The sequence below is a fragment of the Streptomyces sp. NPDC051315 genome (assembly GCF_044455165.1).
In the GTDB taxonomy this organism is placed as follows: domain Bacteria; phylum Actinomycetota; class Actinomycetes; order Streptomycetales; family Streptomycetaceae; genus Streptomyces.
Genome location: NZ_JBITEN010000024.1, coordinates 36,132 through 60,714, shown reverse-complemented (window position 1 = coordinate 60,714; position 24,583 = coordinate 36,132). Strand labels below are relative to the sequence as shown.

Annotated in this window: 15 protein-coding genes and 1 riboswitch; of the genes, 6 read left to right on the top strand and 9 right to left on the bottom strand. The window is 73.5% G+C overall.

Features of this window, described 5'->3' with window-relative positions; genetic code table 11:
- Positions 1-18 precede the first annotated feature (18 nt).
- Positions 19-1,152, top strand: coding sequence for a sigma factor-like helix-turn-helix DNA-binding protein (locus tag ACIBBD_RS33925; RefSeq protein WP_399423418.1), 1,134 nt, complete (start codon positions 19-21; stop codon positions 1,150-1,152).
- A 168-nt stretch (positions 1,153-1,320) separates the two neighbouring features.
- Here ACIBBD_RS33925 and sucD read toward each other — a convergent pair whose 3' ends face one another.
- From sucD to ACIBBD_RS33890, 7 genes are all read right to left on the bottom strand, one after another.
- Entirely contained in the window at positions 1,321-2,205 is an 885-nt protein-coding gene (gene sucD, locus ACIBBD_RS33920; RefSeq protein ID WP_324939438.1) for a succinate--CoA ligase subunit alpha, read from the bottom strand.
- A gap of 28 nt (positions 2,206-2,233) precedes the next feature.
- Positions 2,234-3,415, bottom strand: coding sequence for an ADP-forming succinate--CoA ligase subunit beta (gene sucC, locus ACIBBD_RS33915; RefSeq protein WP_399423417.1), 1,182 nt, complete (start codon positions 3,413-3,415; stop codon positions 2,234-2,236).
- Between the two features lie 684 nt (positions 3,416-4,099).
- On the bottom strand, positions 4,100-5,941 hold the full coding sequence (locus tag ACIBBD_RS33910) for a hypothetical protein (protein ID WP_399423416.1): 1,842 nt from the start codon (positions 5,939-5,941) through the stop codon (positions 4,100-4,102).
- A gap of 143 nt (positions 5,942-6,084) precedes the next feature.
- Positions 6,085-6,474 (bottom strand): hypothetical protein, encoded by a 390-nt coding sequence (locus ACIBBD_RS33905; protein ID WP_399423415.1) that lies wholly within the window; start codon positions 6,472-6,474, stop codon positions 6,085-6,087.
- 956 nt (positions 6,475-7,430) lie between these two features.
- Complete coding sequence (locus ACIBBD_RS33900) at positions 7,431-8,582, bottom strand: VWA domain-containing protein (protein ID WP_399423414.1); 1,152 nt, start codon at positions 8,580-8,582, stop codon at positions 7,431-7,433.
- A 455-nt stretch (positions 8,583-9,037) separates the two neighbouring features.
- Positions 9,038-11,932 (bottom strand): DUF5682 family protein, encoded by a 2,895-nt coding sequence (locus ACIBBD_RS33895; RefSeq protein WP_399423413.1) that lies wholly within the window; start codon positions 11,930-11,932, stop codon positions 9,038-9,040.
- A 115-nt stretch (positions 11,933-12,047) separates the two neighbouring features.
- Positions 12,048-13,178 (bottom strand): AAA family ATPase, encoded by a 1,131-nt coding sequence (locus ACIBBD_RS33890; RefSeq protein WP_399423412.1) that lies wholly within the window; start codon positions 13,176-13,178, stop codon positions 12,048-12,050.
- A gap of 133 nt (positions 13,179-13,311) precedes the next feature.
- Here ACIBBD_RS33890 and ACIBBD_RS33885 point away from each other — a divergent pair, with 133 nt between their 5' ends.
- Together ACIBBD_RS33885 and ACIBBD_RS33880 are read left to right on the top strand one after the other, a co-directional pair.
- A complete protein-coding gene (locus tag ACIBBD_RS33885) occupies positions 13,312-14,661 on the top strand; it encodes an SWIM zinc finger family protein (RefSeq protein WP_399423411.1) in 1,350 nt (449 codons plus the stop codon).
- Positions 14,662-15,004: 343 nt separating this feature from the next.
- The gene (locus ACIBBD_RS33880; protein WP_399423410.1) at positions 15,005-16,621 is read left to right on the top strand and encodes a DUF5691 domain-containing protein; all 1,617 of its coding nucleotides are present in this window, start codon (positions 15,005-15,007) and stop codon (positions 16,619-16,621) included.
- Positions 16,622-16,690: 69 nt separating this feature from the next.
- On the opposite strand, the gene ACIBBD_RS33875 is transcribed toward ACIBBD_RS33880, so the two are convergent.
- Positions 16,691-17,107, bottom strand: coding sequence for a cobalamin B12-binding domain-containing protein (locus ACIBBD_RS33875; protein WP_043503454.1), 417 nt, complete (start codon positions 17,105-17,107; stop codon positions 16,691-16,693).
- 374 nt (positions 17,108-17,481) lie between these two features.
- On the opposite strand from ACIBBD_RS33875, the gene ACIBBD_RS33870 reads away from it, so the two are divergent.
- Together ACIBBD_RS33870 and ACIBBD_RS33865 are read left to right on the top strand one after the other, a co-directional pair.
- Positions 17,482-18,366, top strand: coding sequence for an esterase/lipase family protein (locus tag ACIBBD_RS33870; protein ID WP_399423409.1), 885 nt, complete (start codon positions 17,482-17,484; stop codon positions 18,364-18,366).
- 246 nt (positions 18,367-18,612) lie between these two features.
- Complete coding sequence (locus ACIBBD_RS33865; RefSeq protein ID WP_399423408.1) at positions 18,613-20,142, top strand: M23 family metallopeptidase; 1,530 nt, start codon at positions 18,613-18,615, stop codon at positions 20,140-20,142.
- A gap of 75 nt (positions 20,143-20,217) precedes the next feature.
- Here the strand turns inward: ACIBBD_RS33865 and pcrA are convergent, their stop codons facing one another.
- On the bottom strand, positions 20,218-22,695 hold the full coding sequence (gene pcrA, locus ACIBBD_RS33860; RefSeq protein ID WP_399423407.1) for a DNA helicase PcrA: 2,478 nt from the start codon (positions 22,693-22,695) through the stop codon (positions 20,218-20,220).
- A gap of 282 nt (positions 22,696-22,977) precedes the next feature.
- A riboswitch (cyclic di-AMP (ydaO/yuaA leader) is annotated at positions 22,978-23,153 on the top strand.
- Positions 23,154-23,161: 8 nt separating this feature from the next.
- Here pcrA and ACIBBD_RS33855 point away from each other — a divergent pair.
- On the top strand, positions 23,162-24,340 hold the full coding sequence (locus tag ACIBBD_RS33855) for an NlpC/P60 family protein (RefSeq protein WP_399423406.1): 1,179 nt from the start codon (positions 23,162-23,164) through the stop codon (positions 24,338-24,340).
- Positions 24,341-24,583: the final 243 nt, after the last annotated feature.

The following is a 24,583-nucleotide window of genomic DNA, read 5'->3' as shown; positions in this document are numbered from 1 at the left end:
CGTCCGGAGGGGTGTCCGGTGACACACAACCCCGACACCCCGCTCCCCCCGCCCGCGGAACGCCGACGCCTGCGGGAGGCGGCCTCGCTGACGCAGGCTCAGCTGGCCGCGCGACTGGGCGTCAGCCGGGCGTTGGTGCGCACGTGGGAGTCCGGCCGCAGGACTCCCCAGGGCGGGGCCCGGGAGGCGTACGCGGCCCTGCTGGCCTCACTGGCGCGGCCGGGGGGAGAACCGGCGGTGACGGCCCGTCCGGAGAAGCGCATGCGGCACCTCACGACCGCCTCCGCCCCCGCGCCACCCGGCGCACCCGAACGCGCCTCGCCCCCGCCCCGCCGTTCCCCCCGCCGTTCCCCCTACCTGTCCCCCGCTCAGGCCTTCGACGCCCTCTACGCCTTCTGCGCCCCCGCCCTCGTACGCCAGGCCTACCTCCTCACCGGCCGCCGCGAACTCGCCCGCGAGTCGGTGGAGCGGGCCTTCCAGATCGCCTGGCATCGCTGGCCCGAGGTGGCCGTCGACCCCGATCCCGCGAGCTGGGTCCGGGCCGCGGCGCACGACTACGCCCTCTCCCCCTGGCACCGGTTCCGCCCCCGCTACCGCGACCCGGAGCCCCCGCCCGCCTCCGCCGCCGACCGCGCGCTGCTGGACGCGCTGCTGGCCCTTCCGCCGCCCCACCGCCGCACCCTCGTGCTGTACGACGGGGTCGGCCTCGACCTGCCGGAGACGGCGGCCGAGACGGAGGCGAGCACACCGGCGGCGGCCAACCGCCTGCTGCGCGCCCGTGAGGCGGTCGCCGCCCGCCTCCCCGCCCTCGCCGACCCCGCGGAACTGCACCGCCGCCTGGCGCAGATGGCCTCCGCGGAACGCCTGCGCGCCGCCAAGCCGCCCGCCGTCCGCATGGACGGCGAACGCCGTGCCCGCTTCTGGACCCGGGCGGCCATCGCCTTCACGGTCGCCCTCATCGGCGCGATCTCCCTGACCCTGTACACCGCCCCCACCCGGTACGAGCCCCCGGTGCCCCCGGGCGCGACGGTGGGGGGAGTTCCCCCGAAGGCGGCCCCGGGCCCGCTGTCGGCCGCGGAACTGTCCCTGCGGGCGAGGCTGCGCTCGCAGACGGCCCACGGCCCGGAGAGGCTCCTGCCGGAACCACGGTGACACCCGGCCTCCGGCGGGCCGGCCGCAGTCGTCGCACGGTGCGCCCCCGCACACACCGGACACGCTCCGGACACGCCGGGCGGCCCCGGACACGCCGAGCACCCCCGGACACGCCGGTGGGCCCGCCCCCGCAGAGGGGACGGGCCCACCGGTGTCGGACCGGGAGACTCAGCCGGCGAGGATCTCCCGCGCCAGCTTCGCCGTCTCGGTCGGCGTCTTGCCGACCTTGACGCCGGCGGCCTCGAGGGCCTCCTTCTTCGCCTGGGCGGTGCCGGACGAGCCGGAGACGATGGCGCCGGCGTGGCCCATGGTCTTGCCCTCGGGCGCGGTGAAGCCCGCGACGTAGCCGACGACCGGCTTGGTCACGTTCTTCGCGATGAAGTCCGCGGCCCGCTCCTCGGCGTCGCCGCCGATCTCGCCGATCATGACGATCAGGTCGGTCTCGGGGTCGGCCTCGAACGCGGCGAGCGCGTCGATGTGCGTGGTGCCGATGATCGGGTCGCCACCGATGCCGACGGCGGTCGAGAAGCCGATGTCACGCAGCTCGTACATCATCTGGTACGTCAGCGTGCCGGACTTCGAGACCAGGCCGATGCGGCCCGGCTTCGTGATGTCGCCCGGGATGATGCCGACGTTGGACTGGCCGGGCGTGATGATGCCGGGGCAGTTCGGGCCGATGATCCGGGTCTTGTTGCCCTTCTTGCCGGCGTACGCCCAGAACGACGCCGAGTCGTGCACGGCGATGCCCTCGGTGATCACGACGGCGAGGGGGATCTCCGCGTCGATGGCCTCGACGACCGCGTCCTTGGTGAACTTCTCCGGCACGAAGATGACGGAGACGTTGGCGCCGGTCTTCTCGATGGCCTCCTTGACGGTGCCGAAGACGGGTACCTCGGTGCCGTCGAAGTCCACGGTCTGACCCGCCTTGCGCGGGTTCACGCCGCCCACGACGTTGGTGCCGTCACCGAGCATGAGCTTGGTGTGCTTCATGCCGGTGGCGCCCGTCATGCCCTGGACGATGACCTTGCTGTCCTTGTTGAGCCAGATAGCCATGGTGTGTTGGTGTCCTCGTCCTGAGTGCTTACTTGGCGGCGTGGGCCAGCTCGGCGGCCTTGTCGGCCGCGCCGTCCATGGTGTCGACGCGCTGGACCAGCGGGTGGTTGGCGTCGGTGAGGATCTGCCGGCCGAGCTCGGCGTTGTTGCCGTCGAGGCGGACGACGAGCGGCTTGGTGACTTCCTCGCCGCGGTCCTCGAGGAGCTTCAGTGCCTGGACGATGCCGTTGGCGACCTCGTCGCAGGCGGTGATGCCGCCGAAGACGTTGACGAAGACGGACTTGACGTCCGGGTCGCCGAGGATGATCTCCAGGCCGTTGGCCATGACCTGGGCGGAGGCGCCACCGCCGATGTCCAGGAAGTTGGCCGGCTTGACGTTGCCGTGGTTCTCACCGGCGTACGCGACGACGTCCAGGGTCGACATGACCAGGCCCGCGCCGTTGCCGATGATGCCGACCTCGCCGTCGAGCTTGACGTAGTTGAGGCCCTTCTCCTTGGCGGCGGCCTCGAGGGGGTTGGCCGCGGCCTTGTCGTGGAGTTCCTCGTACTCGGGGTGGCGGAACTCGGCGTTGTCGTCGAGCGACACCTTGCCGTCGAGGGCGAGGACGTCACCGGAGGCGACCTTCGCCAGCGGGTTGACCTCGACGAGGAGGGCGTCCGACTTGATGAAGGTGTCCCACAGCTTGACGAGGACGTTCACGACCTTGTCGGCGACCTCGGCCGGGAACTTCGCGGCCTCGACGATCTCGCGGGCCTTCGCCTCGTCCACACCGTCGATCGGGTCGATCGGGGTCTTGGCGACGGCCTCCGGGCGGGTGGCCGCCACCTCCTCGATCTCCATGCCGCCCTCGACGGAGGCGATGGAGAGGAAGGTGCGGTTGGCACGGTCGAGGAGGAAGGAGACGTAGTACTCCTCGACGATCTCCGGAGCGGTCTCGGCGATCATCACCTTGTGGACCGTGTGGCCCTTGATGTCCATGCCGAGGATGTCCGTCGCGCGGGCGACGGCCTCGTCCGGGGTGGCGGCCAGCTTGACGCCGCCGGCCTTGCCGCGACCACCGACCTTCACCTGCGCCTTGACGACGGACTTGCCGCCCAGACGCTCGGTGATCTCGCGCGCCGCCTCAGGCGTGTCGATGACTTCACCGGCCAGCACCGGTACATCGTGCTTGGCGAAGAGGTCCCTCGCCTGGTACTCGAACAGGTCCACGCGCTTCCGTCCCTATCAGTGATCTCGCGGTTCGTTGGATGCGTGGGCGTGCCGCGAAGGGCAACGTGACGACCGCATGTGTCACAAGGGAAGCGCACACGGTGTCCGAGCGCGCGGCATGTCCGTCTCGCAGGTTATCTCTGCTTGCGGGGGGCCTCTAAATCGCGGGTCACACATGAGCGGTGATACCTGTCACATGATGCCGGGCTCACTGGCACGCCGTGCCGCCGGTGAGGGGTCTCACCGGGCTGGGGTTGACCCGGTGAGACCCCGTGAGCACCTCCGGTGCCGCTCGTGAGCGGCCCCGGAGGGGCTCATGAGCCGGCCCGTCGAAGGGCTCGGGGCGGGCCGTCCTCACCCCAATGAGGACGGCCCGCCCCCATCCGCCGGGCCTACGGCCGGACGTGTCCGACGGCTTTCGGCCGTCCGGGTCTTCGGCCCCGCGGAGACTGGGCGGTGCGGAGGCGACGGCGGGTGCGGGTCTGCTGCCGCAGTGGGGGCCGTGCGCGTCCGCGGGTTTCGTGGGGGGCGTGGGGCTGGGTTTCGTGGGGGGTGTTGGGGGGCGGTTTGGTGGGGGCGGTCCTGCCCGTTTATGGGGGGGACGGTCCTGCCCGCCGTGGGGGCGCGGGCCCCGCCGTGGGGGCGCGGGCCCCGGGGTGGGGGCGCGGGCCCCGCGGTGGGGCGTCAGATGCCGTAGGGCGCAGCCGTCGTGCTCGCGTCACGCACCGACGGCGGTGTGATCGCCTCGGCGACGCCCGCCACCCCGGTGACGGCGTGCCCGGCCAGCGGCTGGGCGGTGGCGCCGACGGTGCCGGTCAGGTCGTACGCGAAGCCGTCGACGTCGCCGGTCACGTCCTGCGCGAAGGGGGCGACCGGGGCCGTCAGCCCGTACCCGAAGCCGTCCACGGTGCCGGTGACGCCCTGGGCGAAGCCGCCGGTGGTGCCGGTGACGTCGTGGGCGAAACCGTCGGCGGTGCCGGCCAGACCGTGCGCGAAGGGGGCGACGGGAGCCGTCACCTCCTGGGCGACGGCGACGACGGGGGCCGTGACCTGCTGGGCGAAGGGACCGACCGGGGTCGTCACGTCGTACGCGAAGCCGTGGACGGTGCCGGTCACGTCGTGGGCGAAGCCGCCCGCGGCGCCGGCCACGCCGGGGGCGAGACCCTGGGCGGCGCCGGTCACGTCGTGGACGAGGCCGTGGGCGGTGCCGGTCACGCCCTGGGTGAAGGAGCCCGCGTCACCGCCGACGCCATGGGCCAGCGCCCCGGCGTCCACGGCCGCCTGGCCCGCGACCGGCACGACACCCCGCACGGCGGTGTGCGCGACGGGCGGCAGCACGGCGGCGGTGGTGTCCTGGGCGACCTCACCGACCAGCCCGGTGGCGTACGGCGGTACGTCCGCCACCACGCCCCCGACCACCGGCCCCAGCCCCCGCACGGCACCGTCCGCGATCGTCCCGGCATCGGCCACGGTGCCCCGGGCCAGCGCGGTCGCCGCGCCGACGGCGTGTCCGGCGGCCGGGGCGACACCCGACACCGCCCGCCCGGCGACCGGGGTGACCCCGTGCACCGCGTCGGTGGCGATGGGCAGCACTCCGTCCACGGCGGAACCGGCCACCGGCGGGACGACCGCGGCGGCCGTCTCCCCGACGACCGGCGTGACCGTCCCGGGGACGGCCTCGACGATGCCGAGGACGTGGCTCGGAACGCCGGAGACGGTGGCTCCGGCCACGGTCGCACCGACACCCGCCGTGGTCGTGGTCGTGGCGGTGGCGGTGGCAGCCGCGGCGGTCGCACGCCTCTCGGCACCGGACACCGCACCCTGCACACCGGCGGCCGTACGGCCCGCGCCCGCGACGACGTGCTGGGCCTTCGTCCGTACGACGCCGTCTACGCCCTGCGCCTGCGTGCGCGCCGCCGACTGGACGCCCGCGAGCTTCGTCTGCGCCGCGGCGAGCGCTTTCTCCAGCTCCGGGGCGAAGGCGGCGAGCGGACCGAAGAGGTAGTCGACGGCGGTGCCGTCCGTCGGGACGGCCGGGGTGTCCGTGCCGGACAGAGCTGCGGCCACCGTGCCGGCGGCCTCGTCGGCCTGCGCGGCCGCGGACGCGGCGGACCCTGCCTGCGTCTCGACGTCGGCGGTGGCGGCCCGCGCCGCCCGGGCGCCCTCGATGGCCTGCGCGCCCCGGATCTTGGACGCCTTCGGAGCGGCGGCCTGGGCCTCGGCCCCGCCACGGGCCTGGTCCACGGCGTCCGCGGCCTTACCGGTGACCTCGGCGGTGGCGGTGGTCCCGGTGGCGGTGCGGAGGGTGCCGGAGGCGGTGGCGGTGACGTCGGAGACCGCGCCGGTGACGGTCTCGGAGACCGCGCCGGTGACCGTACCGAGCGTGTCGCCGGTCCCGGCGGTCGCGTCCGGCAGGGAGAGGGACGAGGCGGGCAGCTCGTCGGCGGTGGCCGCGGCCGAGCCGAGCGCCCACGCACCGGTGACACCGGCGGCTATGACGATGGAACGACGGATGTTCTTGTTCATGCGTGCGTCAGATCCTTAGGGGTTCCGAGACTTCGGAAGGCTTGGGGACAATCCCGGCGCCGGAGCTGGGGGAGGGCTCCGGGCGGGCGGGCAGACCTGTCTCCGCCCCCGCGCGGCAGGTCTACGAGGGATGGAGGTCTGCCCTAGCCGGGGAAGACGGGGATGTCCCGGTACCTGTCCTGGGTCTCGGACGCGTCGGTCCGCACGGCACTGCCGGGCACCAGCCGCAGCGGCACCCGGTGATACGGCGTGACGGCGTGCGCGTCGCCGTGGCGCGACGAGCCGCTGTCGACCACCGGCGCGTTGCCCAGCACGCCGCCGGGGCCACCCGCGGGGGCCCGGTGCGCGGGCAGGTGCGTCAGGTGGGTGACGTGTCCGGCCCGGTGTCCACCACCGTGCGCCGCCACGACCGCCTCGGCATGTTCCGCTCCGCCCCAGGGCCCGTACGACGACGTGACCGCCGCCGAGCCGGCCGGCCCGTCACCGTCCGACGACGGAGTGACGCCGGAGTCCTCCTGGGGCGTCGACGCCACCGGCGCCGGCAGTGTCCCCTCCGGCTGCTCCCCTGGAAGCGGGGGCAGGGACGGCGGGGACGGCAGGGAGGGCAGGGACGGCAGGTACGGATCGTCCGGCAGTCCCGGAAGGGAAGGCAGCGAGGGCCACGAAGGCAGCGCCGGGAAACTCGGCAGGCCCGGCGACGACCCTGACGGCACGTCCGACCGCGTCCCGCCCAGCGTCTCGGTCACCGCCGCCACGACATCACCGGCCGACCGCAGAACCTTGCCGCCGACGGGGAGCGCGGGGGCTTCGGGGTACGACGGAGCCGAGGATGCGGAGGTGGGCGAGGTGGGCGAGGACGCCGAGGAAATCGACGCAGCTGTCTCGGTCGGGGTGGCGGTCGCCGTCGACGCCGAGGCCGAGGCTGAGACCGGGACCGGGACCGGGACCGACGCTGACACGGCCCTCGACACCGACGCCGACGCCCCGGACAGGGATGTCGCTGTCAGGGCAGATGACAGTGCAGAGGGAGGTGCGGAGGGCGGCGCGGAGGAGGGTGCAGATGCCGGTGCCGGCACCGACGTTCGGTCCGCCGCCTGCGCCTGCCCGCCGAAAAGGACCCCTAGGGTGAACAACCCGCCCACCACTAGCGCGCCTTGCAGCGCACGCCGCCCGGCCGCCGTGCGCAGGACGCGCAGAGCGGCTCGGAAGAGAGCGGCGGGCCGGGCCAAGAGGGGGATCCTTCAGTGCGACGAACGGGGCGAAGCCAGGCGTCGATCCTTGCACGGCAGTGCCGAGGTCGCGCAAGCCCCCCGTTACCGATGGGTAGTCATGTCCCGTTTACAGCCGAGGTGTCCGTCCCGTCCCCGTCACCCGACCCTCGTCATGGTGATCCGTCCCCCTGTCATCCGTCGCTGTCCTCCGTCCGGGGCATCCGTCTCTGCCATCCGTCCGTGGCATCCGCCCGTGGCATACGTCCCTGGGCCTGTCGCTACTCCTTGTCCGGGACGGGCAACGGACGTTTCTCGATCGCTGCGGCCATCACCTCCGGGAAGAGATCGGGCGTGCAGGCGAACGCCGGCGCGCCGAGTGCCGCGAGCGCGGCAGCGTGGTCCCGGTCGTAAGCGGGCGCTCCTTCGTCCGACAACGCCAGCAGCGTGACGAACTGCACGCCTGACGCCTTCATCGCCGCGACCCGCTTCAGCATCTCGTTCCGTATGCCTCCCTCGTAGAGGTCGCTGATCAGCACGACCACCGTCTCCGCTGGCCGGGTAATCAGCGACTGGCAGTAGGTCAGCGCCCGGTTGATGTCCGTACCGCCGCCGAGCTGGGTGCCGAACAGGACGTCCACCGGGTCGTCGAGCTGGTCGGTGAGGTCGACGACCGCCGTGTCGAAGACGACGAGCCGGGTGCTGATCGACCGCATCGAGGCCAGCACCGCCCCGAACACCGAGGCGTAGACGACGGACGCCGCCATCGACCCGGACTGGTCGATGCAGAGGATCACCTCCTTCTTCACGGACTGCGACGCCCGGCCGTACCCGACGAGCCGCTCCGGCACGACCGTGCGGTACTCGGGGAGGTAGTGCTTGAGGTTGGCGGCGACCGTGCGGTTCCAGTCGATGTCGTGGTGGCGGGGGCGGGAGACACGCGCGCTGCGGTCGAGGGCGCCGGTGAGGGTGGCCCGGGTGCGGGTGGCCAGCCGCTTCTCCAGGTCGTCGACGACCCTGCGCACGACCGCCCGTGCCGTCTCCCTCGTCGTCTCCGGCATCGCCTTGTTGAGCGAGAGCAGCGTGCCGACCAGGTGCACGTCGGCCTCGACCGCCTCCAGCATCTCCGGCTCCAGCAGCAGCGTGGCCAGCCCGAGCCGGTCGATGGCGTCCCGCTGCATGACCTGGACCACGGAGGAGGGGAAGTACGTCCGGATGTCCCCGAGCCAGCGCGCCACGGACGGCGCCGACGCCCCCAGCCCCGCCGAACGGTCCCGTCCCGTCCGCGCTCCGTCCCGCTTCCCGTAGAGCGCGGCGAGCGTCCCGTCCATGGCCGCGTCCCGCCCGGACAACGCGTACCCGGTGCCGTCCGCCTCGTCCCCGCCGAGCACGAGCCGCCACCGCCTCAGCCGCTCCTGACCCGGGCCCGTCACCCCGGCCGCCCCGGCGGCCCCGGCTGTGCCAGCGGCTCCGGCCGTTCCAACGGCTCCCGTGGCGCCGATCGCCCTGGTGGTGCCGGTCGCTCTCGTGGTGCCAGTCGCCCTGGTGGTGCCGGTCGCTCTCGTGGTGCCAGTCGCCCTTATGGTGCCGGTCGCTCTCGTGGTGCCAGTCGCCCTGGTGGTGCCGGTCGCTCTCGTGGTGCCGGTAGTCCCGGCGGCTCCGGTCATCCCGTTGGCACCGGTCGAGCCGGTGACGCCGGCCCCGGTGACCCCGGTCATCCCGGTGACGCCGGTCGTCCCAGTGGCGCCGGTCGTCCCAGTGGCGTCAGTGCTGCTGGTGGCGTCAGTGCTGCCGGTGGTGGCGCCGATAGTCCCGGCGGCTCTGGTCACCCCGGTGGTCCCGGCGGCCCCGGCCGTGCCGGTCATCCTGGTCCCGCCCGCCTCGCTCGTCATCCGCCCACCCCCAGCAGGCCGTTGCCGTCCCGCAGATCGCTGCCGTCCCACGCATGTCCGTCGGGCCCTTGCGAATCGTCGGGCCCTGGCCGGCTGTCGGGCCGTAGCTCGCCGTCGGCCCCTTGCGTGCCATCCGGCCGTCGCTCGCCGTCAGGCCCCGGCCGGCTGTCGGGCCGTCGGTCGCCGTCCTGGTCGAGTCCCAGCAGCAGCCGCACCACAGGCTGAACGGCGTCCGCGCGCCCCGCGTCGAGTCCGGCCGCGAAACCGGGTCTGCCGGCGTCCGTCCCCACCGCGCTCCCCCGCTCCCCCGGTCCGCGCCGCACCAACTCCCCGAGCGTCCTGCGCACCCCCGCCTCGTACGCCGAGAACGTCCGCCGCAGCAGTGGCAGGACGTCCGTGAACGCCTCCGCCGGCACTCCGGTCAGCCACCCGTCGACCAGGGCGAGCAGCCGCTCGTCGTGCACGAGGAGCAGTCCTCCCCCCGAGCCGCCGCCGACGAAGCCCTCGATCCAGGCGGCCGCCTCCCCCGGCGGCGTCCCCGGTGACAGAGCGAGCCCCATGAGCCGTGCCGCGTCATCACCCTGCACCTCCCCCTCGTCCAGCAACAGGCGTACCGCCCGCCCCCGGATGACTCCGGACACGGAGTCCCGCACGGACAACACCCGCAACACGCCCCGCCAGCGGCCCCGCAGGTCGCCGTGGCGCGATGCGCCGGTGCCGTAGGGGCCGCGTTCTTCTTCCGCGGTCTCGCGCTCACCCGCTCCGGGGTCGCCCCTTTGGATCCGCCGGTCCCCGTCGCCCCCCTGGTCCCGCGGATCCCCCGGGTCCCCGGGGCCCCCTCCCTGCGAGAGCGCCTCCTCCAACAAGCCCACGGCCCCGTGCACCGCGTCGACATGGCCGCGCATCTGCTCGGCCGCCTCGGCGTCCAGCGCGGTGCAGGCCGGCGGCAGGCCGACGAAGACGCGTTCGGCGAGGCCCACGGCGACGTCGGTCAGCGCGCCGGTGTCGGTGCCGCGCACGTCGCCGTAGCGCAGGGAACGGACCAGCGCGGGCAGTGCCTGGGCGAGATGACCGACGTCCGCGTCGAGCGCCGCCCGGTCGGCGAGGACATGCATCACCGTCGGCAGGGCCTCCGGCAGGCCGGCCAGGAGGCAGCGCTCAGCGAGCGCGGTCACGTCGGCGAGGCTGCCCGCACCGACGGCGTCCGCCTCCGCCTTCGCGGTCGCGGCGGCGAGCACGGTCGTCCCCCACACCCCGGCCTCGGCCACCCGTACGGACAACTCCGGCTCCCAGCGCAGTCGCCACGTCTCCCGGAACGTGCCGGTGCTGCCCCGCGAGACCGCCGGCTCACCCCACTCGACGCGCAGCAGCCGCAGCCGGTGCAGCAGTCTGCTGCGCTCGGCGTCGTTCTCCTTGCGCAGGTCGAGCTCCATCTCCCGCTCCGACGCCTCCGGCTTGAGCCGCAGCCGGCGCTGCAGCCGGTCGAGGTCCCGCTGCAACGGCACCGCGGGGGCGGTGACCGGAACCTCCCCCAGCACGTCCCCGACGACCAGCCGGTCGTGCACGAGCGCCAGCGGCACGTCCGATCCCTCGCACAGCACCGCCCGCACGGCGTCCGTCGTCTCGCTCAGCCCGGGCAGCGGCCGGCCGCGCAGCACGGCGAGCGTCTCGGCCAGCCGTACCGCCTCGATGACATGCGCCGAGGACACGATCCGGTCCTCCCCGCGCAGCAGCCCCGCCACCTTGGCCAGCCATCGCTCGACCGGCCGGTCCGGCGCGGCGAACAGGTGCCCGTACCAGCCGGGCGACTCGATCCCCGCGCCGTAGCCCCCGGCCCGCGCCAGCCTGCGGTACGTCCACGGCACCCACGTCAGGTCGGTCCTGACCTTGGGCAGCCCCCTGAGCAGCGCCCGGTCGGCGGCGACGGTGGTCCTGCGCCGCAGGGCGGGCACGTGCCAGGCCCCGCACACCACGGCCACGCCCGCCTCGCCGAAATCGCGCTGTGCGGCCCGCACCTGGAGCCGCATGTACGCCTCCCGGACGGGGTCACGGTCGCTGCCCGCGTCGCCGTAGGTCTCCCGCAGGACACCCATGGCCTCCTCGAGCGCGGCGAAGGGCGCGAGCGGGTCCCTCCCGCCGGCTCCCCGGTGCTCGACGACGTCCTCCCACCAGCGCTCGGGGTCGTCGTGCCCGGCGGCGTCGGCGAGCGCGGCGAGGGGATCGACCCGCAGGCGGTCGGCCGACGGCTCCGTCTTGTCCCACGCGAGGGTGTGCGTGGCCGGCAGGTCGATGAAGCGGACCGGGACCGCGTGCTCCAGGGCCCACCGGATGGCGACCCACTCCGGTGAGAACTCGGCCATCGGCCAGAACGCCGACCGCCCGGGCTCGTCCACGGCGTGGGCGAGGAGCGCGACCGGCGGCCGCATGTCCTCGTCGGCGGCCAGCGGAACCAGCGCGTCGGCCTCCGGCGGCCCCTCGATCAGCACGACGCGCGGCCGCGCCGCCTCCAACGCCCCCCGTACGGCCCGGGCCGACCCCGGCCCGTGATGCCGCACCCCGAGCAACAGGGGCCGGCCGTCACCATCCCCCTGCCCCACGGCGCGCCGCCGCCCGTCCGGCCGCCCCTCGACCTCCCTTCCACCGCCGGCCGTCCCCTCGCCGGGCTCCGGCCCGCCGACCTGCTCCCCAGCAGCCCCCTGGCCGCCAGCCCGCCCCGCGACAGGCTCTCGACCGCCCACCCGCCCCCCGGCAGTCCCGTCACCACAGCCCCACCCCGCGACCGCCCTCGGGCTCCCGGCCCCGGGCACCCCCGCCCCGGCCGCCCGGCTCCCCTGCTGCCCGGCGCCCACGGCCTCGGTGTCCGCGCCCCCGGCGCCCACCCCGCCCCTCATCCCGTCCCCCTTCGCCTACGGGTCCACGTCGTGTCGTCGTCCCCCGGCCGTGCGCACCGGGCCGCCCCGCGCCGGCCCACCGGCATGGACCGCACCCCGTTGTCCCCGGCCCCGGTCACGCGCTCACCTCCCGGCAGGCGCGGTAGAAGTCCGTCCAGCCGTCCCGCTCGCGGACCACCGCCTCGAGGTACTCCTGCCAGACGACCCGGTCGGCGGCCGGGTCGCGGACGACGGCGCCGAGGATGCCCGCGGCGACGTCACCGGGCCGCAGCACGCCGTCCCCGAAGTGCGCCGCGAGCGCGAGCCCGTTGGTGACGACGGAGATCGCCTCCGCCGTCGACAGGGTGCCGCTCGGCGACTTCACCTTCGTGCGCCCGTCGGAGGTGACCCCGTCGCGCAGCTCGCGGAAGACGGTCACCACGCGGCGGATCTCGTCGATGCCGTCGGACCCGGTCGGCAACTCCAGGGAGCGGCCGATCTGGTCGACGCGCCGGGCGACGATGTCCACCTCCGCCTCGACGCTTGCCGGCAGCGGCAGCACCACCGTGTTGAACCTGCGGCGCAGGGCGCTGGACAGCTCGTTGACCCCGCGGTCGCGGTCGTTGGCCGTGGCGATCAGGTTGAAGCCGCGGACGGCCTGCACCTCCTGCCCCAGCTCCGGTATCGGCAGCGTCTTCTCCGACAGGATGGTGATGAGGCTGTCCTGCACGTCGGCCGGAATGCGGGTCAGCTCCTCGACGCGCGCCGTCATCCCCTCCGCCATGGCCCGCATGACCGGGCTGGGCACGAGCGCGTCCCGGCTCGGCCCGTGCGCGAGGAGCTGGGCGTAGTTCCAGCCGTAGCGGATCGCCTCCTCCGGGGTGCCCGCCGTGCCCTGCACCAGCAGGGTGGAGTCGCCGCTGACGGCCGCGGCGAGGTGCTCGGAGACCCAGGTCTTGGCGGTGCCGGGCACGCCGAGCAGGAGCAGGGCCCGGTCGGTGGCGAGCGTGGTGACGGCGACCTCGACGATGCGGCGCGGGCCGACGTACTTCGGTGTGATCACGGTGCCGTCCGGCAGGGTGCCGCCGAGGAGATACGTGGCGACCGCCCACGGCGACAGCTTCCAGCGGGCCGGGCGCGGACGGTCGTCCTGCGCGGCCAGCGCGGCGAGTTCGCCGGCGAAGGCGTCCTCGGCGTGCGGCCGCAGCGCCTCGGTCGACTGCTTCTGACTCGGTTCCACGAACGTCGGGTCGACGGACACAGACATGGCTGAGGTCCCCTCCAGCTCGGCCGGTTCGGATCTGGTGTCCACCGTGCACCACGGCACTGACAATCCGTTCTGACCTGCGAAGATGTCCTAGCGAGGCCGATTGTCAGTGGGTGGATCTACCTTCGATGGCATGACTCAGCAGGGGGTGCGCTGGACCGCGGACCAGGTGCTGGCACTGGCGCCTGACGCCGCGTCACGCAAGGCGGGAAGCAAGCTCGGCGCGGCCGGTCCGTGGTCCGGGACGGGGAGTTCCGACGAGGGGGCGGTGTGGGGGCTGTGCAAGGGCAGCGGCAGCGAGCCGTACCGGACGGTGGTCGATGTCGCGGACGCGTCGGGACCGGCGTACACGTGCAGTTGTCCCAGCCGCACATTCCCGTGCAAGCACGTGCTCGGGCTGTTGTTGCTGTGGTCGGGCGGGGAGGCGGTGGTGGCGACGGGCCGGGCGCCGGACTGGGCCGAGGAGTGGATCGCGGGACGGCGCGGGCGCACGCACGAGAAACGGGAGGCGGAGGCGGGGGGTTCCGGCACCGCCGACCCGGAGGCGGCCCGCCGCAGAGCGCGGCGCCGCGCCGAACGGATCACGGCGGGGGTGACGGAGCTGGAACAGCGGCTGGCCGACCTCCTGCGCTCCGGCCTGGCCACGGCCGAGCAGGCGGGGTACGGGATGTGGGAGGAGACGGCGGCCCGCATGGTCGACGCCCAGGCACCCGGACTGGCCGCACGCGTGCGGGAGTTGGGGGCGATCCCGTCGTCCGGTCCCGGCTGGCCGGTGCGCCTGCTGGAGGAGTGCGCGCTGCTCCACCTCCTCGACCAGGGCTGGCTGCACCGCGAGCGCCTGCCGGAGGCCCTGGCGGCGACGGTCCGCACCCGCGTCGGCCTGCTCGCCTCTCCGGGCGGCCCGCCCCTGCGCGACGACTGGCTGGTCCTCGCCCAGCACGACACGTCGGACACGAAACTGACGACCCGCCGTATCTGGCTCCACGGCGCGACCTCCGGCCGCACGGCCCTCCTGCTCTCCTACGGCGCCGCCGGCCGCGCACCCGAGATCGCCCTGCCGGTCGGGCTGGCCGTGGACGCGGAGGTGACCGCCTACCCGGGCACCGGGCAGCCACGGGCGGCCCTGGGCGAGCAGTTCGCCCCACCGGCGCCCACGAGCATCCGGCCGCCTGGCGTGACGACGGCCGAGGCAACCGCCCGCTACGGCGCGGCCCTCCGCGACGACCCCTGGCTGGACTCCGTCCCGGTCACCCTGCGCGACGTCCTACCGACCCCCGACGGTGACCGCTGGCAACTGGCGGACGCCGAGGGGGACACCGCCCTCCCGCTCACCCCGGCCGCGGCGTCCCGTCCCGGACTGTGGCGCCTGGTCGCGCTCTCCGGTGGCGCCCCCGTCAGGGTCTTCGGCGAATGCGGCCACCGCGGTTTCACCCCCCTGACGGCCTGGCCGACGGGCCCCGGAGAGGCGGTGCGGCTGTGCTGACCCGACGAGCCCCGTCCACGCCGTCCGCGTCGAAGCCGGACGCCACGCCCACCTCACGAAGCACCTTCGCGCCGACTGACACACCCGCCTCACGAAACGCACGCGTCTTGCCGCCGGGCGCCACACTCACGTCGAGACGCACCTTCACTCCGAGCGACGTCGCCCCGAGGGACACGCCCTCCTCACCAAGCACAAGCACCTCCGCCCCGATTGACCCGCCCACCCCACGAGGCACCTTGGTCCAGGGTGACTTCTCCACCCCCCGAAGCGCCCCCGCCCCGGGCGGCGTGTCCGCCCCGCAGCATCCGGCAGAGGGCCACCCCGTGGGACGGAAGGAGACCTCATGAACGGCACCCCGGCCCCCGCCGCCCCACCGCCCGCCTGGGAGGAGCTGGTCACCGCGGCCCTCCTCGGCACGGACCGCCGTCCGCCCCCCGGAGCGGCCCCCGGCCGGAGCGCGCCGGCGGCCCTCCTGGACGCGTCGGCCGCCGAGACCGTACGGCGCCGGGCCGGTCTGCGCCCCGGCCGGGCCGCGCCCCGGCCGGAGCCTGCCCCCGAGGACCCGCGCCCGGCGCTGCCCGCCGCCGCGGCCCGCAGACTCGCCCTGCTGCTGGCCGGCCGCCCCGGCACCGGCGGAGGCGGCCGCAGGGGCACCGCGCCCGACCTCATGGAACTGCTGCCCCAGTGGCTGGCCACGGCGAACACCCGTGGTTTCGCCGCGCCCGCCGAAGCCCTGCCCGCGCTGCTCGACGCGGCCCGCGGACGCACGGACCTGCGCCCGGCGGCACTGGAGTTCGCGGGGCCGCGCGCCCTGTGGCTGGCGCGCTTCAACCCGGACTGGCGGTTCGCGCTGCGCGCGACTCCGGGCGCGGGCGCGTCCCCGCCGGGCCCTGAGGAGACCGGCCGGATCGAGCGGCTCTGGCAGGAGGGCCTGTTCGCCGAGCGGGTCGCTCTCCTGGCGGCGATCCGGGCCCGCGATCCCGACGCCGCCCGCGAGATGCTCGCGGCCACCTGGCCCACGGAGCGCGCGGAGGACCGGCTGATGTTCCTCGACTCGCTGCGCGCCGGCCTCGGCCCCCGGGACGAGCCGTTCCTGGAAGAGGCCCTGGCCGACCGCAGCCGCAACGTCCGGGCCACGGCGGCCAAGTTGCTGTCGGCGCTGCCGGGCTCGGCTCTCGCCGCACGGATGGCGGTGCGGGCCGCGGCGTGCGTGGCCGTCGACCACACGCGCGACACCCCGACGCTCGTCGTGGAGGCGCCGCACGAGTGCGACGCGGCCATGGAACGTGACGGCGTGGCGCCCAAGGCGCCGTCCGGCCGGGGGGAACGGTCGTGGTGGTTCGGCCAGTTGGTGGAGGCCACCCCGCTCGCCACCTGGCCGGCGCGGCTGGGCGGCCGTACGCCGGCGCAGATCGTCGCGCTGCCGGTGGCCGACGACTGGCTGAGCGAACTGCACGGGGCCTGGTGCCGGGCGGCCGTTCGGCAACGGGACGCCGACTGGTCACGGGCGTTGCTGGGGGTGCCGTCGGCGCCCGAGGCGGGCGGTCCGGGCGCGGTCTCCCTTGCCGAGCGGGCCAAACTGCTCGGCACCCTGCCGACGGACGAACGGGCCGAGTGGGTGGCCGGGTTCATCGCGGCGCACGGTCTGTCCGAGGCGTTCCAGCTGCTCGGGGTGTGCGCGGTGCCGTGGGCACCGCCGCTGGGCCGGGCGGTGGTCGACGCGCTCAACATCGCGCGGGACGCGGGGAATTACCCGTGGAGCTTCAGCGGGGTGATGGGCCTGGCCGAACGCTGCCTCGACCCGGCCGAGGCGGGCCGCCTCGACGCCCTGCTGGCGATACCGGACGAACCGGAGGACGCGTCACCCGGGGCCGGTGGCTACTGGGCGGAGGCGTTCCAGCGGTTGGGGACGACGTTGCGGTTGCGGGCGGTGATGGCGGAGGAGTTCGGGACCGCCTGACCGTGACCGGTCCGGGGGCGCCCCCGCCGGGGACCGCCACCCGGACCACCCGCACCGCTCGGACGGGACCTACGCCCCCGCGGGCTGTCGGACGTTGGCCCGCACCCAGTCCACGATGGAAGCCGTCGTCGCCCCGGGCGTGAAGATCTCCGCGACGCCCTTCTCCTTCAGCGGCGGGATGTCCGCCTCGGGGATGATCCCCCCGCCGAAGACGAGGATGTCCGCCGCGTCCCGCTCCTTGAGGAGCTCGATCACGGCGGCGAAGAGCGTGTTGTGCGCCCCGGAGAGGATGGACAGGCCGATCGCGTCGGCGTCCTCCTGGATCGCCGTGTCGACGATCTGCTCGGGGGTCTGGTGAAGCCCGGTGTAGATGACCTCCATACCGGCGTCGCGCAATGCCCGCGCGATCACCTTGGCCCCACGATCGTGGCCGTCGAGCCCCGGCTTGGCCACCACCACGCGGATCGGACCGGCTGCCACACCCATCACTGCCTCCATGAAGCGACTACATCCATCCGTACCGATTCCCTGCGTACCGAGAGGTACCACCACACCGGCCGGGGGAAGTGAACGAACGTTATCGCCAGCATCCCGCAACCGGCAGTTTTACGGTGCGGACCGAGGGGGAAATCACACGGTGGGACACGTTCACAGCGCGCGGTTCCTTCTCCCCTCAGGGGGAACTCGGGGGGACATCGCGCAAACGGGAGCCGCAACGAGGTCGCGGCACCGCCGCGTCGCAGGCCGCGCGCCGTGGCGGTGCGGTGAATCGGCACAGGCAGCCGACCTCCTCCGCCGCGACTTCCACTAGGGCACACGGGGGACACAGGCGTCCCCGGCGTGCCGACAGGAGGTCGGCCATGCAGGTCACGCGGATATTGCAGCCGTTTGTGCCGTACTGCCAGCGTTTCCTGCCGACCAGGCTGGCGGGGCTCTCGATGGCGCTCATGAAGGCGACCGCCCTCGACCTGGCGATCCTCGCCGGGCACCTGCTGCTGTATCCCTCCGGTATCTCCCAGGAGCGCCGCAACTCGGTCGCCGCCGCGCTGCCCGCGCTGGAGGGCACCGACACCGATCCGGCGCGCCTGCCCACCCGGGCCCAGCCCCCGGTCGTCCTGCTGCACGGCTTCATCGACAACCGCTCCGTCTTCGTCCTGCTGCGCCGCAGCCTCGCCCAGCACGGCAGGCACCGGGTGGAGTCGCTGAACTACTCACCGCTGACCTGCGACATCCGTATCGCGGCCGAGTTGCTCGGCCGGCACATCGAGGAAATATGCGCGCGCAACGGCAGCAGCCGGGTCGATGTCGTCGGACACAGCCTCGGCGGCCTGATCGCCCGCTACTACGTACAGCGGCTGGGCGGTGACGCTCGCGTACGGACGCTGGTCACCCTCGGCACGCCGCACGGGGGCACCCGGGTGGCCCCCCTGGCGAACGCGCACCCGATCGTGCGCCAGATGCGCCCCGGCTCGGAGCTCATCGAGGAGCTGTCCCGGCCGGCCCCCGGCTGCCGTACGCACTTCGTCAGCTTCTGGAGCGACCTCGATCACCTGATGGACCCGCTGGAGGCGGCCCGGATCGACCACCCCGACCTGCGCGCGGAGAACGTGCAGGTCAGCGGCATCGGCCACCTCGCCCTGCTCGTGCATCCGGCCGTCGCGACCGGTATACGTCAGGCCCTCGACGCCGACCCGACGGCTGCCGCCGCGGCCGCCGCGGAGACCGACGGCCTCACGGTGGCCTGAGCGCCCGTCCAGCCACACAACCGAACCCCACTCTCACAGCAGCCCGACAGCCGCCCTGAAGCAACCCAGCGTCGAACGCATTTCGAACACAGGGCCAAAACTCGCGCCCGCCCTCCCCCGAAACAGTGCCGATTGCCCCTTTCCCGCGGGCATGAAACCTGCGGAAGATTGTCGTGCCCGCGTACCGCCGGGTACAGTCACCGCACTGCTCTGGCAGCCCCTGTTGTCGAGGCGAGAGAGAAGTTGGTGAACGATCGTCACCCGTCGGGGACCCTGACCACCCCGGCTCCGGCTTCCGACGCCGAAGCGACGCACTACGCGTCGTACGACTCCCAGGAAGCCCAGTACGGCGACTTCACCAGCTACAACGCCTACGACACCGGAGCACAGACCACCGGCCACTACGCGGCCGACCCCCTCTTCGGTGACCTCCCGGGCGACGCCACCTCGACGGGTGCGTACGACACCGGGCAGTGGTCCACGGGCAGCCAGCAGACCCCCAACTACGACCCGTACGCGGCCCAGCATCACGCCGCCTACGACACGGGCGCGTACGACACGACCGCCTGGAACACGGACCAGCAGCACCTCGCGGCCATCCCGCACCAGACCACGGCGCCCGACACCAGCGGGCAGTGGGACGCGAGCACCTGGCTGCAGCCCGACCAGTCCGGCGGGCCCGCCGACCAGACCCAGCAGTGGGAATGGGGCACCCAGGCCTTCGACACCGGCGCCTACGACGCCACGCAGTGGAACTCCGACGGCGGCGCCGCCACGCCCGGCTCCGACGAGTACGAGCAGCGGACCGAGCCGCCGTTCGACCAGCAGGCCGACGCCGCCTTCGAGCAGTCCGGCTACGAGCAGTCCGGTTTCGAGCAGTCCGGCTACGACGAGTCCGCCGCGCACGAGGAACACTCCGCGGACGAGGGCGAGACGACCGCCACCGGCGAGCTGCCCGCCGTCTCGGCGGACCCCCTCCTCGACGACCAGGAGGAGGCGGCCCCGGCCCCCACGTCCCGTGCCGCCGCCCGCAACGCGAACCGTTCGCGGCGCCGTACGCCCCCGAAGCGCTCCGCGCTGCTGACGGTGGCCGTGCCCTCGGCCTGTGTGATGGGGGTCGCCGGCATCGCCGCCGCCTCCGTCGGGACGCTGACCGGCGACGACAAGGACACCTCGGCGAGCGCCTCGGACGCGCAGGCGGTGAAACCGTCCACCGCCAACAACAAGTTGGACTCCCAGCTCGAGACCCTCACCGCCGAGGCCGACGACTTCGCCGACCGCGCCAGCCGGACGCAGGAACGTATCGACCTCAAGGCGCAGCAGGAGGCCGAGAAGAAGAAGGCGGCGGCGGAGGCGGCCCGCAAGGAGCGGCTGCGCCCCAAGTACGCCCTGCCGGTCGCCAACCAGGGACTGAGCGCCTACTACGGCCAGTCCGGCATCAACTGGATGTCCCTGCACACCGGCATCGACTTCCCGGTCTCCTACGGCACCACGGTCATGGCCGCGACCGACGGCACCGTACGCACCCAGTGGAACAGCGCCTACGGCAACATGATGATCGTGACGGCGAAGGACGGCACGGAGACCTGGTACTGCCACCTCTCCAGCTACCGCGTCGCCTCCGGGACGACGGTGAAGGCCGGCGACCCGATCGCGTACTCCGGGAACTCCGGCAACTCCACCGGCCCGCACCTCCACTTCGAGGTCCGGCCGGGCGGGGGCTCGTCGATCGACCCGCTGCCGTGGCTGCGCAGCCACGGCCTCGACCCGACGTAGGCCGAACCCCGTCCGCCGGGCGGGCCCCCGCTGTCCAGCGGGGGCCTTCCTCATGTGCGGCCCGGCGTCCGGGCGTTACAGCTTCTCCACCGGCGCGTACCGCAGCAGGAGCCGCTTCGGCTTGGTGTCGCCGAAGTCGATCGTCGCCTCCGCGTTGGCGCCCGTGCCCTTCACCGCGACGACCGTGCCGAGCCCGAACTGGTCGTGGGTGACGCGGTCGCCGACGGCCAGCGAGACCACCGGCTTCTCTGCGGTCCGCCGGGTGGCGAAACCGGACGCGCCGGCCGCCGAGGACCGCGAACGGGACGACGACAGGGAGGCCGCCACCGCGGACGCCGGGCCGGAGGACACGGGCGAGGTGGCCCCCGTCCGCTTCCAGTCGACGTGCGTGGCCGGGATCTCCTCCAGGAACCGGGAGGGGGGGTTGTACGACGGCTGCCCCCACGCGCTGCGCATCGCGGACCGCGTCAGGTAGAGCCGCTCCCGCGCGCGCGTGATGCCGACGTAGGCCAGGCGGCGCTCCTCCTCGAGTTCCTTGGTCTGGCCGAGCGCGCGCATGTGCGGGAAGACGCCGTCCTCCATGCCGGTGAGGAACACCACGGGGAATTCGAGCCCCTTGGCGGTGTGCAGGGTCATCAGGGTGATGACTCCGGAGCCGTCCTCGTCCTCGTCGGGGATCTGGTCGGAGTCGGCGACCAGAGCGACCTGCTCCAGGAACTCGGCCAGACCGACCGACTCCTCACCGCGCTCCTGCTCGAACTCCAGTGCCACGGCGGCGAGTTCCTGGAGGTTCTCGATCCGGGTCTCGTCCTGCGGGTCAGTCGATGCCTGCAACTCGGCGAGGTAGCCGGTCCGTTCGAGGACGGCCTCCAGGACCGTCGCCGGGCCGGCGCCCGACTCGACGATCGTGCGCAGCTCCTCCATCAGCGTGTTGAACCGCTTCACGGCGTTCGTCGACCGCGCCGCCATGCCGTACGCCTCGTCGACGCGGCGCAGCGCCTGCGGGAAGCTGATCTTCTCGCGCTGGGCGAGGGCGTCGATCATGGCCTCGGCGCGGTCGCCGATGCCGCGCTTGGGCACGTTGAGGATGCGGCGCAGCGGGACGGAGTCCTCCGGGTTGGCGAGCACCCGCAGGTAGGCCAGGACGTCCCGGACCTCCTTGCGCTCGTAGAAGCGGACGCCGCCGACGACCTTGTAGGGCAGGCCGACACGGATGAAGACCTCTTCGAAGACACGGGACTGGGCGTTGGTGCGGTAGAAGACGGCGACGTCGCCGGCCTTCGCCTCGCCCGCGTCCGTCAGGCGGTCTATCTCGTCGGCGACGAACTGCGCCTCGTCGTGCTCGGTGTCGGCGACGTAGCCGGTGATGCGCGCGCCCGCGCCCGCGTTGGTCCACAGGTTCTTCGGGCGGCGGGACTCGTTGCGCTCGATGACCGCGTTGGCGGCGGAGAGGATCGTCTGGGTGGAGCGGTAGTTCTGCTCCAGCAGGATCGTCGTCGCGTCCGGGTAGTCCTCCTCGAACTGGAGGATGTTGCGGATCGTCGCGCCGCGGAAGGCGTAGATCGACTGGTCGGCGTCACCCACGACGCACAGCTCGGCCGGAGGGACGTCGTCCTCGCCGGGCGGTACGTCGACGGGGTGCTCGGAGGTGCCGACGAGCTCACGGACGAGGGCGTACTGGGCGTGGTTGGTGTCCTGGTACTCGTCGACCAGGACGTGCCGGAAGCGGCGGCGGTAGTGCTCGGCGACGTCCGGGAACGCGCGCAGCAGGTTGACCGTCGTCATGATCAGGTCGTCGAAGTCGAGGGCGTTCGCCTCGCGCAGCCGCGACTGGTACAGGGCGTAGGCCTGGGCGAGGGTCTTCTCGAAGCCGTCGGTGGCCTGGGCGGCGAAGTCCTCCTCGTCGATCAGCTCGTTCTTCAGGTTGCTGATCTTGGCACTGAAGGACTTCGGCGGGAAACGCTTGGGGTCGAGGTCCAGGTCGCGGCAGACCAGGGCCATCAGGCGCTTGGAGTCGGCGGCGTCGTAGATCGAGAACGACGACGTGAAGCCGAGCCTCTTGCTCTCGCGGCGCAGGATGCGCACGCACGCGCTGTGGAAGGTCATCACCCACATCGCGTGGGCACGCGGGCCGACGAGCTGCTCGACGCGCTCCTTCATCTCGCCCGCGGCCTTGTTGGTGAAGGTGATCGCGAGGATCTGGCCCGGGTGGACGTGGCGCTCGGCGAGGAGGTGGGCGATGCGGTGGGTGAGCACGCGCGTCTTGCCGGAGCCGGCGCCGGCGACGATGAGCAGCGGGGTGCCGGAGTGGACGACGGCGGCGCGCTGATTGTCGTTGAGCCCCTCCAGAAGCGCCGCGGCGTCGATCGCCGGGCGCGGGGCGCCGTCGCGGTAGTAGGCGTCCCGGTCCGGTGGCACGTCGAACTTCCCGCCGAACAGATCGTCCGGAAGCGGCTCCGTAGTGTGATCGTCCTCGGGCGGCGGGGGTTCCTCCTCGTGGCCGCGGGGGGCCTGGAGGTCCGCCAGGAAGCTGTCGTCAAAGAGGCTGCTCATCGCTCTCCGAGTCTAGGGTGCCCCACCGACAACCGGCCGCCGTCCCGAAAACATCCCGGCTTTCCCCGCCACCCGGCGCCCCACGATCTTCGGCCACCGCCCGCCCGACCCCGCCTCACCCTTCAGGACGGCCTGGTCACGCTGTGCGACGAACCGGGAAACCTGAACCAAGGTCACGAAAATGTATCGGGCATATCACCCATCAACCTTCACAGGAGCCACACGAGTTGGCTACGGTGCCGGGCAGGCCGTACGACCCCCACCGGCGAACCTCGCCGGGCCGCGCGGCCTCCGCCGAGTCCGGCGCGCCCCCTCGCGGCAGCCGGAGCCGGGGACCCACCGAGACCTTGGGGTGAATCGGCCCGACTCCCCTTCCGGGGACGAGGCCGTAGGGCAACCCTTCCAGAGCATCCGCCCGAACCCGACAGCTAACCCGGTAGGCGGAACATGGAAGGAGTCGCCTCCCTTGGCGTCGCAGCACCGCAAGCCGCGCCCCGCGGGTACGCGCGTAGCAGGCATACGCACGCCCGCCCTCGCCACCGCCGCTCTCACCTCGGTGGCCCTGCTCTCCCAGACGGCCGAGGCGGCACCCGCCGCCGACGGCAAGCCGAGCCTGGAGGAGGTCGAGAAGAAGGTCGACGACCTCTACCGCCAGGCGGAGTCGGCCACCGAGAAGTACAACGCCGCCAAGGAGAAGACGACCAAGCAGCGCAAGCGCGTCGACTCCCTCCTCGACGACGTGGCCCAGCGCACCCAGAAGCTCAACGAAGCACGGGAGCGGCTGGGTTCCTTCGCCGCGGCCCAGTACCGCACCGGCGCCTCCGCGCCCGACACGGCGACCTTCCTGCTCGCGGACACCCCGCAGGACTACTTCGACCAGAGCCAGCTGATGAGCCGGCTCACCGACCGGCAGAAGGGCGCGGTCGACGACTACGTCACCGAGCAGTCGGAGACGATGACGAAGCGTCAGGAGGCCGCGCAGAGCCTCGAGACGCTCACCGAGTCGCAGAACGACCTCAAGACCGCCAAGGCCACCGTCCAGAAGAAGCTCAGCACCGCACGCGCGCTGCTGTCGCAGCTGACGGCCGAGGAGAAGGCGCGGCTCGCCGCGGTCGAGCGGCAGAAGCAGCAGGAGGCCGCCCGCAAGGCGGCGGAACTGGCACAGCGGCAGGCGGCGGAGGCGGCCGCCCAGCAGGAGAGCGACGCCTCGTCGAACACGGGCGCCTCCACGCCGTCCTCCTCGTCCTCCTCGCCCTCGTCGGCTCCGGGCTCGGACGCCTCCTACGCCACCAAGGCGGAGAAGGCGCTCGCCTTCGCCCGCGCCCAGATCGGCAAGCCGTACGTCTGGGGCGCCACGGGCCCCGAGTCCTACGACTGCTCCGGCCTCACCCAGGCCGCCTGGAAGGCTGCCGGCGTCACCCTCCCGCGCACCACCTACGACCAGGTGAACGCGGGTAACACGGTCCCCCTCGCCGACGCCCAGCCGGGGGATCTGATCTTCTTCTACGACGACGTCACCCACGTCGGCATCTACATCGGCAACGGCATGATGATCCACGCCCCGAAGCCGGGCACGTACGTGCGCGAGGAGTCGGTGTACTACGACGGCGAGTCGTCGATCCACAGCGTGGTGCGACCGGCCTGAGCGACCGGCCCCGGCGCGGCGGGCCGGAGCACACGCGCGTGGGCGTTGTCCGCGCGGCGGCGGGGCGGCGCGTGACGGCGAGGCAGCGCGGTCGACGGTTCGGCGCGTGACGGCGAGGCGGCCGCCTGTGTGCTGCGCCCGCGCGTATTTCACCGCTCCCGCACGCGTGCCCCGCGCGAGCCTCCCCGCCCTCCTCACCATCGGCCGCATGCCCGGCTCCTCCTCCCCCCTGTACGCCCGGCG

What these genes read in the sequence shown, in the direction of transcription:
- ACIBBD_RS33880 (WP_399423410.1), top strand. Translation starts at nt 15,005, where the DNA reads ATGAACGGCACCCCGGCCCCCGCCGCCCCACCGCCCGCCTGGGAGGAG.
- ACIBBD_RS33875 (WP_043503454.1), bottom strand. Translation starts at nt 17,107, where the DNA reads ATGGGTGTGGCAGCCGGTCCGATCCGCGTGGTGGTGGCCAAGCCGGGG.
- ACIBBD_RS33885 (WP_399423411.1), top strand. Translation starts at nt 13,312, where the DNA reads ATGACTCAGCAGGGGGTGCGCTGGACCGCGGACCAGGTGCTGGCACTG.
- pcrA (WP_399423407.1), bottom strand. Translation starts at nt 22,695, where the DNA reads ATGAGCAGCCTCTTTGACGACAGCTTCCTGGCGGACCTCCAGGCCCCC.
- ACIBBD_RS33890 (WP_399423412.1), bottom strand. Translation starts at nt 13,178, where the DNA reads ATGTCTGTGTCCGTCGACCCGACGTTCGTGGAACCGAGTCAGAAGCAG.
- ACIBBD_RS33870 (WP_399423409.1), top strand. Translation starts at nt 17,482, where the DNA reads ATGCAGGTCACGCGGATATTGCAGCCGTTTGTGCCGTACTGCCAGCGT.
- ACIBBD_RS33910 (WP_399423416.1), bottom strand. Translation starts at nt 5,941, where the DNA reads ATGAACAAGAACATCCGTCGTTCCATCGTCATAGCCGCCGGTGTCACC.
- sucD (WP_324939438.1), bottom strand. Translation starts at nt 2,205, where the DNA reads ATGGCTATCTGGCTCAACAAGGACAGCAAGGTCATCGTCCAGGGCATG.
- ACIBBD_RS33895 (WP_399423413.1), bottom strand. Translation starts at nt 11,932, where the DNA reads ATGAGGGGCGGGGTGGGCGCCGGGGGCGCGGACACCGAGGCCGTGGGC.